Source organism: Blastococcus sp. SYSU DS0617, assembly GCF_054051075.1.
Genome location: NZ_JBJHAO010000024.1, coordinates 1 through 15,080, shown reverse-complemented (window position 1 = coordinate 15,080; position 15,080 = coordinate 1). Strand labels below are relative to the sequence as shown.

Sequence of the window (15,080 nt, the reverse complement as noted above, 5' to 3'; positions counted from 1 at the left end):
TGCTCCCGTTCGGGCAGGGACTCCTGATCCGCCGTCCCTGAGGAGTGCACCGTGAGATCCATCGCCGACCAGACCGACGACGAGCTCGGCGGGCCGGGCAGCGTGCTCGTCCGCCAGCGCCGGGACCACGTCGAGCTCGACCGCCTGCTGCACGAGCTCGACGGCTCCACCGGCACCGCCCAGGAGGAGGTGCTCGGGCGGATCGACCGGCTCGTGTTCAGCCACGCCTTCGCCGAGGAGACCGTCCTCTGGCCGGTGATCCGGCGGGTCCTGCCCGACGGCGACGCGCTGACGCTGCAGGTGGAGGAGGAGCACCAGGAGGTCAACGAGCTCGTCACCGCGCTGGAGCGCGACGGCCTGGACCACCCCGAGCGGCCCGCCCGGCTGCGGCGGCTGACCGAGGTGCTGCGCGAGGACGTCCGCGACGAGGAGGATGTGCTGTTCCCCCGGCTGCAGGAGCAGCTCAGCCCCGAGGAGCTCCGGGCGCTGGGCCGCCGCTGGGCGATCATGGCCCGCATCTCGCCCACCCGGCCGCATCCCACGGTGTCCCGCCGTCCGCCGGGCAACGCGCTGTCGGGACTCCCGCTGTCGCTGATCGACCGGACCCGGGACGTGGTCGACGCCGGCGTGCGCCGTGCGCCGGACCGGTTCGTCCCGGCCGGTCGTGCGCTGAGCCAGGGCCTGGCCGGGCTCGCCGGCCTGGTCGAGCGGATCCCGCTGTCCCGAAAGGGCGACCAGCCCCCGACCAGCCGGTAGCCCGCAACTGCGGGGAAGAAGGCCTCCACGAGGGGGATCGGAGCACAACTTCCCCGCAGTTGGTCCACCGCCCCAGAACGACAGCGACCCCCTTCCGGAGAACCGGGAGGGGGTCGCTGGGTGTGCGCGTCCTACGTCGTCTGCTGGTCCTTGGGGTCGTCGCGAGCGTCGAGCTGGATCTCCTTGTCCGCCCGCGGCACGCCGTCCTTCAGCTCCTTCGTGCGCTCCACCTCGGCGTCGAGCTCGATGCCGAACAGCAGCGCCACGTTGATCAGCCAGAACCAGATCAGGAAGATGACGACGCCGGCCAGCGCCCCGTAGGTGGCGTTGTAGCTGCCGAAGTTGGCCACGTAGAAGGCGAACAGCGCCGACGCCACGACGGCGACCAGGATGGCCACCCCGGCCCCCGGGCTCACGAACTTGAAGCCGCGCAGCTTCACGTTCGGCGTCGAGTAGTAGAGGACCGCGATCATCAGCGCGAGCAGGACCAGCATCACCGGCCACTTGGCCCAGGTCCAGACGGTCAGGACGGTGTCGCCCAGGCCGATGGCCTGCCCGACCGCGTCGACCACGGGGCCGCTGAGCACCAGCATCGCCAGGATGAGCGCGGCGAACAGGATGCCGATCAGGGTGATCAGCAGCTGCAGCGGCTTGAGCTTCCAGATCTTGCGGCCTTCCGGCGTCTCGTAGACGACGTTGGCGGCGCGGGTGAACGCGCCGACGTAGCCCGACGCCGTCCAGATGGCGCCGACGAGGCCGAGGATCAGGGCGAAGCCGGCCGCGCCCTGGTTCCCGGCGATCTGGTCGATGACCGGGTTGAGGGTCTCGGCCGCGTCCGCCGGGACGACCTCGGTGAGCGCGTCGGTGAGCTGCTGGGGGTCGGTCAGCAGGCCGACGATGGAGACCAGGGCGGTGAGCGCGGGGAAGAGCGCGAGCACGCCGTAGTAGGTCAGCGCGGCGGCCCAGTCGGTGAGGTTGTCCTCGCTGAACTCCTTGGCGGTGCGCTTCAGCGTGCCGCCGGTGGTCGGCGACGGGTCGGCGCCGGTGGGGGCGTAGTCGGCGCGCGTACCGCTGACGTTGTCGTCGTCGGGGGCGGGGTCGCCGCCGGCGGACGTGCTCGCCCGGCTGGACGAGCCGGTGGGTCGGGTCATGGAGTCCTCCGGGTCGGGGGAAGGCGCGGAGCCCTCGATCGGGGAGACGGATGCCCCGGACCGTCCGGTTCCATGCCGGGAACGGCATGCCGTTGCGAAAGGGAGATCAGCGGATGCCGGACACCGGGGACCACTCACCGGCCCCGGCGATGGCCTCCTCGACCTCGTCCGGCGGCTCCGGGCGCTGCGCGCGGCCGGCGCGGCGGTCGCCCACGAGGCCGAGCAGGGCGGCGGCGAGGATCGCGACCGAGACCCCGATCCCGATGATGCCCACCAGTGTGAAGGCGATGTTCCGGGGGAGGCCGGTCCCGGGGTCGAGGTGCGCGGCGATGAGCGTGACCGTGAGCGCGCTGCCCAGGGCCTGGCCCACGGAGCGGGCGATCGAGTTGACGGCGTTGGCCACGCCCGTCTCGTCCTCGTGCACCGCCTGCACGATGAGCGAGGGCAGCGCGGCGTAGGTGATGGTCACCGCCACCTGGGTCAGCAGCCCGGCGCCGATCACCGCCCAGGGCTCGCTGCGGAGCCAGGTCAGGAGGGCGAACCCGGCCAGGCCGAACGTCCACCCCACGACCAGCGTCGGCAGCCCGCCGAAGCGGGTGACCACGGAGCCGGCGAACGGGGCCAGGATGATGCCGACGATCCCGCCCGGGAGCAGGTAGATGACGGTCGCCTCGAGGACCGAGGCGCCGAAGCCGTACCCCGTGACCTCCGGCGGGCTCTGCACGAACTGGAGGACGGCGAGGAACGAGGCGAACATCGCCACGCCGGCCAGGAGCCCGACCACGTTCGGGATGATCGTGCGCCGGTCGGCGAGCATCGCGGGCCGGACCAGTGGCTCGGCCAGCCGCCGCTGCAGCACCGTCCACCCGCCCAGGACCACGACCGACCCGACCAGGCAGCCGAGCGCCGCCGGTGAGGACCATCCCCAGGCGTTGCCCTGCGAGACGAACAGCAGCAGGAGGCTCAGCCCGAGCCCCAGGACGGCGGCGCCCCACCAGTCCACCCTGCCCGAGCCGGTCGCGGCGCGGCGGGGCAGCAGCCGGAGGCAGAGCGCGAACGCCACGACGGTGATGGCCAGCCCGAGCCAGAACGGCCGGCGGTAGTCGGCGTCGTCACCCGCGAGCAGGCCGGTCGCCACCAGCCCGGCCACGCCGCCGACGCCCAGGGTGCTGCTGACCACGGACATGGCGACCCCGAGCCGGCGCTCGGGCAGCTCGCGGCGCAGCACGCTGATGGACAGCGGGAACAGCCCGTAGGAGGCGCCCTGCAGCACGCGGGCCAGCAGCAGGAGCGGCAGGGACTCCGTCGCGATCGCCAGCACGGTTCCCGCCGCGACGGTCGCGAGGATGCCGAGGATGACCGGCCGCTCGCCCTTCAGGTCGCCCAGCCGGCCCAGCACGGGGGTGAGCACCGTGGCGGCGAGCAGGTTCGCGGTCAGGACCCAGCCGGCCGCCGAGGGCGAGACGTCGAGCTGCTCGGCGATCCGGTCGAGGACGGGGACGACGAGGCTCTGCAGCAGCGAGAGCGTGATGACGACCAGCGAGAGGGCGAGCACCAGCAGGACGGCGCCGGCCACACCGCCCCGGACAGCGGGCTGTTCGCGGTCGGGCACCCCTCGATCAGACCACGGCCGCCGCGGGCCTCGTCCCCCTGCTCCGGGCCGTCGCGGGCCGGTCGGCATGACGCTGATCACACCCCGTCAGGTGAAGTGTGCAACTCGACGATTGGAATGCGGCGGGACGGGGGACAGAGCCCTCGACGACGTGCCGCCGTCCGTGACCCGACGGTGGCCTCTCGATGCTTGGGGAGAAGACAAGAATGGTGATGTGGCCGGCCGTGACGCTGATCGGCTTCCTGGTCCTGACGGCCCTGGTGATCGCGATGGGCACGCAGTCCACCGCCCGGTACGAGCGCGAGCGCGCCGAGCGCACTTCCGGTGCCCGGCACGCCAGCGCGGAACCGGTGCGCGCGGCGCGGGCCGCCTGACGCCGCCGACGGACCTCGAACGCCCCGTCCGCTCCCTCGTGGAGCAGGCGGGGCGTCCTGCTGCTCAGAGCACGTCGGCCGGGGTGTCCAGCACCGTCCGGTCCAGCGACTCCAGCAGGTCGAACTGCGCGCCCGTACGCGGCAGCTCCCAGCGCCAGAAGTAGCGGGCGGCGGCGCGCTTGCCGTCGTAGAACGCCCCGGATCCACCGCCCGTGGCCAGCGCCTGCTCCAGCCACAGCCAGGCGACGACGACGTGCCCGGCGGCCTCCAGGTAGACGTGCGAGTTGGCCAGCGCCAGGTCGGGATCCCCGGTGCCCCACAGCGTCGCGGTGACCGCCACCAGCCGGGCGACGGCGGCGTCCAGGTCGGCGGCGAAACCGGACCACTCGGTGCCGGCGGCGCGGCTCGTGGTGGTCCCGATGGTCTCCGCGAGCAGGGCGAGCCCGGCACCGCCCTGCAGCACCACCTTGCGGCCGAGCAGGTCCAGGGACTGGATGCCCTGCGTCCCCTCGTGGATCGGGTTGAGCCGGTTGTCCCGGTAGAACTGCTCGACCGGGTAGTCGCGGGTGTAGCCGTAACCGCCGTGCACCTGGATGGCCAGGTCGTCGGCGGCCAGCCCCCACTGCGACGGCCAGGCCTTGGCGACCGGCGTCAGCGTGTCGAGCAGCAGGTGGGCGCGGTCCCGCTCGTCGGCGCTCTCGGCCGTCTGCTCCTCGTCGACCAACCGCGCGCAGTACAGGCCCAGCGCCAGCCCGCCCTCGGCGTAGCTCTTGGCGGCCAGCAGCATCCGGCGGACGTCGGGGTGCTCGATGATCGGCGTCATCGGTGAGGAGGGGTCCTTGGCGCCGGCGGGCCGGCCCTGCGTGCGGGTGCGCGCGTACTCCAGCGCGTGCAGGTAGCCGGTGTACCCGAGCACGGACGCGCCCACCCCGACGCCGATCCGCGCCTCGTTCATCATGTGGAACATGTAGGTCAGGCCGCGGTTCTCCTCGCCCACGAGGTAGCCCACGGCGCCGGCCCGCCCGCCCGGCGTGTGCACGCCCTCGCCGAAGTTGAGCAGCGTGTTCGTCGTCCCGCGGTAGCCCATCTTGTGGTTGAGGCCGGCCAGCACGACGTCGTTGCGCTCACCCGGCGAGCCGTCGGGCTCCACCAGGAACTTGGGGACGACGAACAGCGAGATGCCCTTCACGCCGGCCGGACCGCCGGGCACCTTCGCCAGCACCAGGTGGACGATGTTCTCGGTCAGCTCGTGGTCCCCGCCGGAGATCCACATCTTGTTGCCGCTGAGCCGGTACGTGCCGTCGTCCTGGGGCACCGCCTTCGTGGTGATGTCGGCGAGCGAGGAGCCGGCCTGCGGCTCGGACAGCGCCATCGTGCCGAACCAGCGGCCCTCGACCATCGGGGCGACGAACGTGTCGATCTGCTGCCGGCTGCCGTGGGTCAGCAGCAGCCGGGCGTTGGCCATGGTGAGGAACGGATAGGCCGACGTGCCGATGTTGGCCGCCTGGAACCAGGCCAGCACCGCCTGGCCGACCGTGTGCGGCAGCTGCATGCCGCCGAACTCCTCGTCGAAGGAGCCGGCCATCAGCCCGGTCTCGGCGAAGACCGCCAGCGCCCGGCCGACCTCGGGCACGAGCACGACCTTGCCGTCGACCATGCGCGGCTCGTTCTCGTCGGCCGTGCGGTTGTGCGGGGCGAAGTGCTCGGTGGCGACCTGCTGGGCCAGGTCGAGCACCGCGTCGAAGGTGTCCCGCGAGTGCTCGGTGAACCGCGGCCGCTTGGTCAGGGACTCGACGTCCAGCCATTCGTGCAGCAGGAAGTCCAGGTCGCGGCGGGACAGGATCAGGGACGGCGTCGGCACGCACCAAGCCTAGGTCGGACCGTCCCACCGGGTGCGGCTCAGGGAAGCGGTCCGGTCTCCTCCACGACGGGATCGCCGGCCCGGACGACTCCGGATGCGTCGGAGGCAGGGCCGCGCACGTCGGCGGTGGCGCGGCCGGCCAGCCAGATCACCAGCAGGACGACGAAGATCAGCACCACGATGCCGACGGCGAGTGCGGCCATCCGGCGCAGCGCGGTCCTCCGGGGCCCGAGCCGGGCTTCCGGGTCCTTGGGTCCACCGTGGCCGGCGCGGTCGCGGGCATCGTCCATCTCTCCTCCAGGTCGCCGGCGGCCGGCTCGGCGTGTGCGCCTCCGGTGCCCGCCACGGCGCGCCGGGGCCGGTGCCCCGGCACGCCGGGCGGAGCCGGATCTCGGCTCGGGGTGTCAGCCGTTCAGCCGGGCCTTGAGCATCGCCTTGCCCTGTTCGCCGCCCTTGCGGCTCTCGGACTGGGCCTTCCGGAAGAATTCGGCGAGCTCGGAGTCGCCCGCCCGTTCGGCGTCCTGGATGTAGGTCTCCAGCCGCAAGGCGTTGTCGAGGCTGGCCTCGGTGAACCAGATCAGGTTGTAGTCCTTGTCCGGTGTGCCGGTGATCTTGCCGGTCTCGGTGCTGGTCATGACCGTCCTCCATCTCGTGGTGGTGGTTCTGACCTCCCCGGGCTACCCGAGCGCCCGGGGCACGCAACGTGGACCCGGCCGAAAAGTCCCGTGCGACGTCCGGGGCCACCGGGCGGTGGCGCCGCCCATGACGGTTCTGTGTCGGCTCGTTTTCCCGTGGGCCCGACGGGTAGCGCGGCGGCGAACGGAGCAACCGAGTGGGAGGAGCCTCCCCATGAGCCAGACCGTTTCCGACGTGCTCCTGGAGCGACTGCAGGAGTGGGACGTCGAGAAGGTGTTCGCCTATCCCGGCGACGGGATCAACGGCATCCTCGAGGCCTTCGGCGAGCAGGAGGGCCTGCAGTTCGTGCAGTCCCGGCACGAGGAGATGTCCGCGTTCGAGGCCGTGGGCTACGCGAAGTTCACCGGCCGCGTGGGCGTGTGCATGGCCACCTCGGGACCGGGAGCCATCCACCTGCTCAACGGCCTCTACGACGCGAAGCTGGACCACGTGCCGGTCGTGGCGATCGTCGGCCAGACCGACCGCAGCGCCATGGGCGGGTCCTACCAGCAGGAGGTCGACCTGCTGTCGCTGTTCAAGGACGTCGCCCACCACTACGTCCACGTGGTCAACACACCCGAACAGCTGCCGAACGTGCTCGACCGGGCCATCCGGACCGCCGCGGCGGAGCACGCCCCCACGGCGGTCATCATCCCCGCCGATGTGCAGGAGCTGGAGTACAGCCCGCCGACGCACGAGCACAAGATGGTGCCCTCGAGCGGCGTCCACACCTCGACGCCGACGATCACCCCGGACGACCCGTCGATCCGCGCCGCCGCCGACCTGCTCAACAGTGGGAGCAAGGTCGCGATGCTGGTCGGCCAGGGAGCGCGGGGTGCCCGCGCCGAGGTGATCGAGGTCGCCGACATCCTGGGCGCGGGCGTCGCCAAGGCGCTCCTCGGCAAGGACGTGCTGCCCGACGACCTGCCGTTCGTCACCGGGTCGATCGGGCTGCTGGGCACCCGCCCGACCTGGGAGATGATGGAGAACTGCGACACCCTGCTGACGGTCGGCTCCAACCTGCCCTACAGCGAGTTCTTCCCCGAGTACGGCCAGGCGCGCGGCGTGCAGATAGACCACGACGCGAAGTTCATCGGCATGCGCTACCCGTACGAGCTGAACCTCGTGGGGGACGCCGCCACCACCCTCCGCGCGCTGATCCCGCTGCTGGAGCGCAAGCCCGACCGGTCCTGGCGGGACGGCATCGAGGACGGCGTCCGGCGCTGGTGGGAGACCATCCACATGCGGGCCATGACCGACGCCGACCCGGTCAACCCGATGCGGCTGTTCTACGAGCTCAACGACCGGATGCCCGGCAACGCCGTCATCACCGCGGACTCCGGGTCGTCGGCCAACTGGTACGCGCGGCACCTGCGGTTCGGCCCGGACACCCGCGGCTCGCTCTCCGGGACGCTGGCCACCATGGGGCCGGCGGTGCCGTACGGCATCGGTGCCAAGTTCGGCCACCCCGACCGGCCGGTGATCGCCTTCGTCGGCGACGGGGCGATGCAGATGAACGGCCTGGCCGAGCTGATCACCATCTCCCGGTACTGGCAGGAGTGGGCCGACCCGCGCATGGTGATCGCGGTGCTCCACAACAACGACCTGAACCAGGTGACCTGGGAGATGCGGGCCATGGGCGGCTTCCCGAAGCTGGCCGACTCGCAGACGCTGCCCGACGTCTCCTACGCCGCGTTCGCCGCCGGCCTCGGCTTCGAGGCGATCACGGTGGACGACCCCGACCAGGTGGGGCCGGCGTGGGACCGCGCGCTGGCCGCGGGCCGGCCGGCGCTGCTCGACGTGCACGTCGACGCGGACGTGCCGCCCATCCCGCCGCACGCGACGATCGAGCAGATGACCGAGACGGCCAGGTCGCTGTTCAAGGGCGACGAGGACGCCTGGGGTGTGGTCAAGCAGGGGGCCAAGACCAAGATCAAGGAATTCCTGCCGCACCGGGGCTGAGCGATGGCGGTCACCGATCTGCCACCGCCCACCAGCCGGCCGCCGGAGCCGGCCCGCCCCGACCGGGTGGACGTCGCGGCACTGGCGGCCGAGCTGGGCCGCCGGGTCGACGGCGGCGTCCGGTTCGACACCGGCACCCGCGGTGCGTACTCCACCGACGCGTCGAACTACCGGACCCCGCCGCTGGGCGTCGTGGAGCCGCGCACGGTGGAGGCCGCCGTGGAGGCCGCGGCGGTCTGCCGTGAGCACGGGGTGCCGCTGCTGTCGCGGGGCGGAGGGACCAGCCTGGCCGGGCAGACCACCAACGCCGCCGTCGTCCTCGACTGGAGCCGGTACTGCAACCGGCTGGAGTCCGTCGACGTCGAAGGCCGTACCTGCGTGGTCGAGCCCGGCATGGTCCTCGACCACCTCGACGGCCGGCTCGCCGAGCACGGGCTGACGTGGGGGCCGCAGCCGGCGACGCACTGGACCTGCACCGTCGGCGGCATGCTGGGCAACAACGCCTGCGGCGCCTCGGCGCAGGTCTACGGCAAGGCGGTGGACAAGGTCTCCCGCCTCGAGGTCCTCCTGGCCGACGGCACCCGCATGTGGGTGGGGCCGACGACCGACGAGGAGTACGCCGGGATCGTGGCGGCCGGCGGCCGCAGGGCCGAGGTCTACCGCGGGCTGCGCGAGCTGCGGGACACCTACCTGGGCGCCATCCGGACCGGTTTCCCCCGGATCCCGCGGCGCGTGTCCGGATACAACCTCGACGCACTGCTGCCCGAGAACGGCTTCGACGTGGCCCGGGCACTGGTCGGCAGCGAGGGCACGCTGGTGACGGTGCTGCGAGCGGAGCTCCACCTGTCCGAGCTCCCGCGGGCCCGGCGGCTGGCGGTCGTGGGTTACCCCGACGTCGTCGCCGCCGGCCGGGAGGTCGCCCGGGTGCTCCCGCACCGGCCGCACCGGCTCGAGGGCGTCGACGAGGTGCTGCGCCGCAACCAGGCCGAGCTCGGGATGAACCCACGGGCGCTGGAGAGGCTGCCGGAGGGCTCCGGCTGGCTGCTGGTGGAGCTGGCGGGGGAGGAGGACGACCTGGACCGGCGGATGGAGCGCCTGGTCGAGGACCTCCGGTCGGCCCCCGATCGGCCCGCCGTGCTGGTGCTGGAGGACCCGGCCGAGCAGGCGGACATGTGGGCCTTCCGCGAGTCCGGGCTGGGCGCCACCGCGCACCCACCCGGCGCTCCGGACACCTGGCCCGGGTGGGAGGACTCCGCCGTCGCCCCGGAACGGCTCGGGGACTACCTCGCCGACCTCGGGGAGCTGCTCGAGCGACACCAGCTCACGCCCTCGTCCCTGTACGGGCACTTCGGCCACGGGTGCGTGCACCTGCGCATCCCCTTCCCGCTCGGCGAACCCGGCGGCCAGGACCCCTACCGCTCGTTCCTCGAGGACGCCGCGGATCTCGTCGCCCGGTACGGCGGCTCGATGTCCGGCGAGCACGGTGACGGGCAGGTGCGGGCCGAGCTGCTGCCGCGGATGTTCGATCCGCAGGTCGTCGAGGCCTTCGGCCGGATGAAGGCGCTGCTGGACCCGGGGAACGCGCTGAACCCGGGAAAGGTCGTCGCGCCCTATCCCCTGGACGTGCACCTGCGGCTCACTCCCGACTACCCGGCGTGGGAGCCCGAGGTCGCCTTCGGCTACCCGGAGGACGACGGCGCCTTCTCACACGCCGCGGCGCGTTGCGTCGGCGTCGGCAAGTGCCGGGCCTCGCTGGACGCGTCGCCGGGTGCGGTGATGTGCCCGAGCTACCAGGTCACCGGCGACGAGAAGCACTCCACCCGCGGCCGCGCCCGCCTGCTGTTCGAGATGCTGCGGGGCGACGTCATCCGGGACCGCTGGCGCTCGACCGCCGTCCGTGACGCGCTGGACCTGTGCCTGGCGTGCAAGGGGTGCCGGAGCGACTGCCCGGTCGACGTGGACATGGCGACGTACAAGGCGGAGTTCCTGTCCCACCACTACGCGGGCCGGGTGCGCCCGCGGACCCACTACACCCTGGGCTGGCTGCCGCTGGTCGCCCGCGTCGGCGCCCTGGCGCCGCGGGTCGTCAACGTGCTGACCCGGACGCCGGGGTTGCGCACGGTGGCCAAGGCGATCGGCGGGGTGACCCCGGAGCGCGACCTGCCGCTGTTCGCCCCGCAGCGCTTCACCTCCTGGTACCGCGAGCGGGGACCTCGTGGGACGGGGGAGCGCGGCGAGGTGCTGCTCTGGCCCGACACCTTCACCGAGTTCTTCCAGCCGCACATCGGCCAGGCCGCGGTGACGGTGCTGGAGGACGCCGGCTTCACCGTGCGGATCCCGGACCAGGAGCTGTGCTGCGGGCTGACCTGGATCTCCACGGGCCAGCTGGCGACGGCCTCCCGGATCCTGCGCCGGACGGCGGGCGCACTGGCACCGGCGCTGCGCGAGGGGATGCCGGTCGTGGGGCTGGAGCCCAGCTGCACGGCGGTCTTCCGGTCCGACGCGCCGGAGCTGCTCCCGGACGACGCGGACGTCCGGCTGCTCGCGGACCGGACCCGGACCCTCGCCGAGCTGCTCGGCGAGCACGCGCCCGACTGGGCGCCGCCGCCGGCGGACCGTGCGGCGATGGTGCAGACCCACTGCCACCACCACTCGATCATGGGGTTCGACCAGGACCGCGAGCTGATGCGCAAGGCCGGGTTCGACGCCGACGTGCTGAACTCCGGCTGCTGCGGGCTGGCCGGGAACTTCGGGTTCGAGCGCGGTCACTACGACGTGTCCATGGCCTGCGCCGAGCAGGCCCTGCTGCCGGCCGTGCGCGGCGGGGATCCTCGGGCGGTCGTCCTCGCCGACGGCTTCAGCTGTCGCACCCAGGTCGAGCAGGCCGACACCGGCCGCCGGGGCGTCCACCTGGCCGAGGCGCTCGCCGGCCTGGTGACCGGTGCGCCGTTGGGCGAGCGCCCGGAGGAGGTGCTGGCGCCGCCTCCGCGCCCACCCGGCCGGACGGCGCAGGCGCTGGCGCTGGCGACGGCCGCCTGCGCGGCCGGGGCCGCGGTGACCGGCGGGGTCACCGCCGTGCGACGCGTACTGGCCGGCCGCTGCGCCGGCTGAGGGAGACACACCGTCGGAGAGAGGAGATCACGGTGCTCTGGTTCTGGTGGTGGCTTCTGTTCGTCCTCCTGCTCCTGCTGCTCCCGCTCGGCTACGGGTGGGGCTACCGCGGCTGGGGCCCGCCCTACCCCTCGTACTACGGGAGCCGCCGGACCGTGGCCGCGGACCCGGTCGCCGACCCGGTCGATCCGGCGGTCGATCCGGTCGTCGACCCGGCAGCCGATCCGGCGGTCGACCCGGTGGCGGCCGAGGAGGCGCGGGGCTGGGGACTGCTGGCCGACGTCCTCTGGGTCGTGGCCGTGGTGGCGCTCGTCTGGCTGCTGCTCGGGTTGCTGCTGTGACGGTGGCACCGGACGTCCCGGTGCAGGGGGTCGACGTCGCCGTCTACCGGCTGCCGACCGACCGCCCCGAGGCCGACGGCACGCTGCAGTGGGACGCGACGACGGCGATCGTGGTGCGGACCCGGGCGGCGGACCGCACCGGGACCGGCTGGACCTACGCGGACGAGGCGACCGCCGCAGTGGTCCGGGGGCTGCTCGCCGGCGTGGTGGAGGGCCGGTCGGCGCTGCACCCGCAGGACGCCACGCACGCCATGGCGCGGGCCGCCCGCAACGCCGGGGCGCGCGGCCTGATCGCGATGGGGATCTCCGCGGTCGACGTCGCGCTGTGGGATCTCAAGGCCCGGTTGCTCGACGTCCCGCTGGCGGTCCTCCTCGGGACCGTGCGGCAGGACTCACCCGTCTACGCCAGCGGCGGGTTCACCAGCTACGACGACGCGGCCACCCGGGAGCAGCTGGCGGGGTGGCTGGACCGCGGCTTCGACCAGGTGAAGATCAAGATCGGGGAGTCCTGGGGCAGCGCAGTCCCTCGTGACCTGGCGCGCACCCGGCTGGCCCGGGAGATCGTCGGCGACGAGGTGGCGCTGCTGGTCGACGCCAACGGCGGGTACACCGCCAAGCAGGCGGTCCGGGTGGGCCGGCAGCTCGACGATCTCGGGGTCGTGTGGTTCGAGGAACCCGTCTCCTCCGACGACCTGGCGGGGCTGCGGTCCGTGCGCCGCAGCCTGGACTGCGACGTGGCCGCCGGTGAGTACGGCGCCCGGATCGAGGACTTCGCGGGGCTCTGCGGCGCCGGTGCCGTGGACTGCCTGCAGGTCGACGCCAGCCGCTGCGGCGGGGTGACCGAGTGGCTGCGGGCCGCCGCGGTCGCCGCGGGCCACGGGCTCGAGGTGTCGGCGCACTGCGTGCCCGCGCTGCACGCCCACCTGGGCGTCGCCACCCCCAACCTGCGCCACCTCGAGTGGTTCCACGACCACGAGCGGTTCGAGGCCCGGCTCTTCGACGGTGCGCCGGAGCCGGACCGTGGACGGGTCCGCCCGGACCTGACCGCACCGGGGCTCGGCCTGACGCTCCGCGAGGCCGACGTCGAGGAGCTGCGGGTCGACTGAGGCCGCGCCCCCGGCTCAGGGCCGGGCCGCGCGGGACCGGCGCCGGGCGTACCAGAACAGAAGGCCGGCCAGCACCGGAGGGGCCGCCACGAGCGCGACGCGCAGGAACCGGATGACGGTGACGACCTCCAGCCCGAACATCTGGGCGATCACGTCGCTGGCGGCGCCGATGACCGTCACCGCGCCCACCGTGCCGACGAAGGTCACGAAGGCGACGCGGAACGGTGCGTCGAACGGCCGCTCGCTGAGGTCGAGCTCGGCGTCCGGACGCCGCCGGAACAGCCTCTCGAGCAGGGGGTAGACCAGCAGCGCCCCACCGATCAGCGCCGGCAGCAGGACCCCGCCGAGGAACGGGTTGGTGATCGTGGCCCCCAGGATCCCGAACTCCACGGCGGGCAGGACGAGGATCGCCCCCTCCATCGGGAAGAGGTACCAGTCGGGATACATGTCGTTCCCCGCCACCCCGGGCAGGAACGGGCCGATGTGCAGCACGTCCCCGAAGGGCACCAGGGCGGCCGAGATCAGGAGCAGGCTGCTGATCAGCAGGGTGAGCAGCAGCGCCCCTGACCGCAGCCCCGCCCGCCCGGGGACCACCACCAGCCGACGCTCCCCGCGTGGCCCCCGCGGCAGCACGGTGTGCCGCTGGCGGACGACCAGCCAGAGGTGGACGGCGAGCAGCGCTCCGAAGGCCACGGGCAGCAGCAGGACGTGCAGCCAGAACAGCCGGGGGACGACGTCGGCGACGTCCGGCCCCGCGAAGACGAGGTCGGCCAGCTCGCCGCCGAGCCAGGGGATGCTGCCCGCGATCGAGTACCCGATCCGGACACTGCTCCCGGTGATCACGTCGTAGACCAGGTTCTGCCCCGACCACCCCAGCGCGAAGGCCAGCGCCAGCAGGACCAGGCCGAGCAGGTAGTTCGAGATGCGGCGACCGCGGAAGGCGCCGGCGAGGAGCACCCGCAGCACGTGCAGCAGCAGCGCCGCGACGAACAGGTAGCTCGCCACGCGGTGCACGCGGCGCAGCAGCAGCCCTCCGGGCACGTCGTGGCTGATCGACACCACGGAGGCGAACGCGGCCGGCAGGTCGCGGCCGTCGTAGAGGTCGGCCGAGCCCTGGTACTCCACCAGCTCGGCCGACGGCTCGTAGAAGAAGGTCAGCACCAGCCCGGTCAGCAGCAGGACGGCGAAGCAGACCACCGCGACCGGTCCGAGCAGGAAGGACCAGTGCGTGGGCACGAACAGCTCGCGCAGCCACCGGGGCCGGGCGGGGGCCTGCTGGACGCTCATCCGCGCACCGGCCCGATCGGCGTGGCGAAGTCGCCGGTGGCCACCAGGAACCCGTCCGGGTCGACACCGAGCGGCAGCTGGGGGAGGGGGCGCGACGCCGGCCCGAACGTCGGGACGGCTCCCCGGGCGGCGTCGAACGTCGCCTGGTGGCAGGGGCAGAACAGGGAGTCGCTGTCCTCCTGGTACAGCCCGACCGGGCAACCGGCGTGAGTGCAGATCTTCGAGTAGGCGACCAGCCGCTCGCCCACGACCCAGTCGAGGACCGTGGGCGGCTGGGCCTGCTGGGAGGAGAGCCGCACCAGGACGACGGCGGCCAGGTCCTCCCGGACCCGACCCTCCGGCCACACGGTGCCGAAGCCGCCGATCGGGACGTCGGCCGCGACGATCCGCTCGCCCTCTCCGGTCACCAGGTACGTGCCCCGCCGCCAGCCGGTGGCCGGTGGCCCACCCCGGCCCAGCCAGGCGAGCAGGCCCACCCCGGCGACCGCGCCGGCGCCGAGGCCACCGAGGACCCAGCGCCGGCCGATCCGGTGCCCGGCGACCGCAGCGAGCAGGGGGGCGTCCCCCGGCTCGCGCTGGTCCGGCCACACCAGCTCCGCCTCGTCCCCCGCGGGCATCGACGCGACGACGAGCGCGGCGGACAGGGTGCTGCCACCGAGGGTCAGCCCGAGCGCGGAGGCGGGCCAGTCGAGCACCAGGCCCGTGACGAACGCGGCCAGCAGGAGCACCGCCGCGGGGGGGGGGGGGGGGGGGGGGGGGGGGGGGGGGGGGGGGGGGGGGGGGGGGGGGGGGGGGGGGGGGGGGGGGGGGGGGGGGGGGGGGGGGGGGGGGGGGGGCGGGGGGG

The 15,080-nt window shown here is 73.5% G+C and carries 13 protein-coding genes; 6 read left to right on the top strand and 7 right to left on the bottom strand.

The window, feature by feature from the left end; all coding sequences use genetic code 11:
* Window positions 1–51: 51 nt before the first annotated feature.
* Window positions 52–756 carry a hemerythrin domain-containing protein gene (locus ACI793_RS18605; protein ID WP_456607868.1) on the top strand — a complete coding sequence of 235 codons (705 nt, stop codon included), beginning with the start codon at window positions 52–54 and terminating at the stop codon, window positions 754–756.
* 131 nt (window positions 757–887) lie between these two features.
* Here ACI793_RS18605 and ACI793_RS18600 read toward each other — a convergent pair whose 3' ends face one another.
* Together ACI793_RS18600 and ACI793_RS18595 are read right to left on the bottom strand one after the other, a co-directional pair.
* Window positions 888–1,907 (bottom strand): YihY/virulence factor BrkB family protein, encoded by a 1,020-nt coding sequence (locus ACI793_RS18600; protein WP_456607867.1) that lies wholly within the window; start codon window positions 1,905–1,907, stop codon window positions 888–890.
* A gap of 106 nt (window positions 1,908–2,013) precedes the next feature.
* Window positions 2,014–3,519, bottom strand: coding sequence for an MFS transporter (locus ACI793_RS18595; protein WP_456607866.1), 1,506 nt, complete (start codon window positions 3,517–3,519; stop codon window positions 2,014–2,016).
* Between the two features lie 206 nt (window positions 3,520–3,725).
* Here ACI793_RS18595 and ACI793_RS18590 point away from each other — a divergent pair, with 206 nt between their 5' ends.
* Complete coding sequence (locus tag ACI793_RS18590; RefSeq protein ID WP_456607865.1) at window positions 3,726–3,893, top strand: hypothetical protein; 168 nt, start codon at window positions 3,726–3,728, stop codon at window positions 3,891–3,893.
* Window positions 3,894–3,957: 64 nt separating this feature from the next.
* Here ACI793_RS18590 and ACI793_RS18585 read toward each other — a convergent pair whose 3' ends face one another.
* The 3 genes from ACI793_RS18585 to ACI793_RS18575 form a co-directional block, all read right to left on the bottom strand.
* Window positions 3,958–5,754: an acyl-CoA dehydrogenase gene (locus tag ACI793_RS18585; protein ID WP_456607864.1), complete on the bottom strand. Its 1,797-nt coding sequence runs from the start codon at window positions 5,752–5,754 to the stop codon at window positions 3,958–3,960.
* Between the two features lie 38 nt (window positions 5,755–5,792).
* The gene (locus ACI793_RS18580; protein WP_456607863.1) at window positions 5,793–6,044 is read right to left on the bottom strand and encodes a hypothetical protein; all 252 of its coding nucleotides are present in this window, start codon (window positions 6,042–6,044) and stop codon (window positions 5,793–5,795) included.
* A 114-nt stretch (window positions 6,045–6,158) separates the two neighbouring features.
* The gene (locus tag ACI793_RS18575) at window positions 6,159–6,389 is read right to left on the bottom strand and encodes a hypothetical protein (protein ID WP_456607862.1); all 231 of its coding nucleotides are present in this window, start codon (window positions 6,387–6,389) and stop codon (window positions 6,159–6,161) included.
* 214 nt (window positions 6,390–6,603) lie between these two features.
* Between ACI793_RS18575 and ACI793_RS18570 the strand changes: the two genes are divergently transcribed.
* Genes ACI793_RS18570 through ACI793_RS18555 form a run of 4 tightly spaced genes read left to right on the top strand, consistent with a single transcriptional unit; the run spans window position 6,604 to window position 12,949 of the window.
* A complete protein-coding gene (locus ACI793_RS18570; RefSeq protein ID WP_456607861.1) occupies window positions 6,604–8,391 on the top strand; it encodes a thiamine pyrophosphate-requiring protein in 1,788 nt (595 codons plus the stop codon).
* 3 nt (window positions 8,392–8,394) lie between these two features.
* Complete coding sequence (locus tag ACI793_RS18565) at window positions 8,395–11,502, top strand: FAD-binding and (Fe-S)-binding domain-containing protein (RefSeq protein WP_456607860.1); 3,108 nt, start codon at window positions 8,395–8,397, stop codon at window positions 11,500–11,502.
* 32 nt (window positions 11,503–11,534) lie between these two features.
* Window positions 11,535–11,843 (top strand): hypothetical protein, encoded by a 309-nt coding sequence (locus ACI793_RS18560; protein WP_456607859.1) that lies wholly within the window; start codon window positions 11,535–11,537, stop codon window positions 11,841–11,843.
* A complete protein-coding gene (locus ACI793_RS18555) occupies window positions 11,840–12,949 on the top strand; it encodes an enolase C-terminal domain-like protein (RefSeq protein WP_456607858.1) in 1,110 nt (369 codons plus the stop codon). Before ACI793_RS18560 ends, ACI793_RS18555 begins: the two co-directional genes overlap by 4 nt.
* A 15-nt stretch (window positions 12,950–12,964) precedes the next feature.
* On the opposite strand, the gene ACI793_RS18550 is transcribed toward ACI793_RS18555, so the two are convergent.
* Both ACI793_RS18550 and ACI793_RS18545 read right to left on the bottom strand, forming a co-directional pair.
* Window positions 12,965–14,236, bottom strand: coding sequence for a cytochrome b N-terminal domain-containing protein (locus tag ACI793_RS18550; RefSeq protein ID WP_456607857.1), 1,272 nt, complete (start codon window positions 14,234–14,236; stop codon window positions 12,965–12,967).
* On the bottom strand, window positions 14,233–14,964 hold the full coding sequence (locus ACI793_RS18545) for a QcrA and Rieske domain-containing protein (RefSeq protein ID WP_456607856.1): 732 nt from the start codon (window positions 14,962–14,964) through the stop codon (window positions 14,233–14,235). Before ACI793_RS18545 ends, ACI793_RS18550 begins: the two co-directional genes overlap by 4 nt.
* Window positions 14,965–15,080: the final 116 nt, after the last annotated feature.

Excerpts from the sequence above, each read along its gene's own strand:
- ACI793_RS18600 (WP_456607867.1), bottom strand. The coding sequence starts at position 1,907 with ATGACCCGACCCACCGGCTCGTCCAGCCGGGCGAGCACGTCCGCCGGC.
- ACI793_RS18590 (WP_456607865.1), top strand. The coding sequence starts at position 3,726 with ATGGTGATGTGGCCGGCCGTGACGCTGATCGGCTTCCTGGTCCTGACG.
- ACI793_RS18580 (WP_456607863.1), bottom strand. The coding sequence starts at position 6,044 with ATGGACGATGCCCGCGACCGCGCCGGCCACGGTGGACCCAAGGACCCG.
- ACI793_RS18575 (WP_456607862.1), bottom strand. The coding sequence starts at position 6,389 with ATGACCAGCACCGAGACCGGCAAGATCACCGGCACACCGGACAAGGAC.
- ACI793_RS18570 (WP_456607861.1), top strand. The coding sequence starts at position 6,604 with ATGAGCCAGACCGTTTCCGACGTGCTCCTGGAGCGACTGCAGGAGTGG.
- ACI793_RS18565 (WP_456607860.1), top strand. The coding sequence starts at position 8,395 with ATGGCGGTCACCGATCTGCCACCGCCCACCAGCCGGCCGCCGGAGCCG.
- ACI793_RS18550 (WP_456607857.1), bottom strand. The coding sequence starts at position 14,236 with ATGAGCGTCCAGCAGGCCCCCGCCCGGCCCCGGTGGCTGCGCGAGCTG.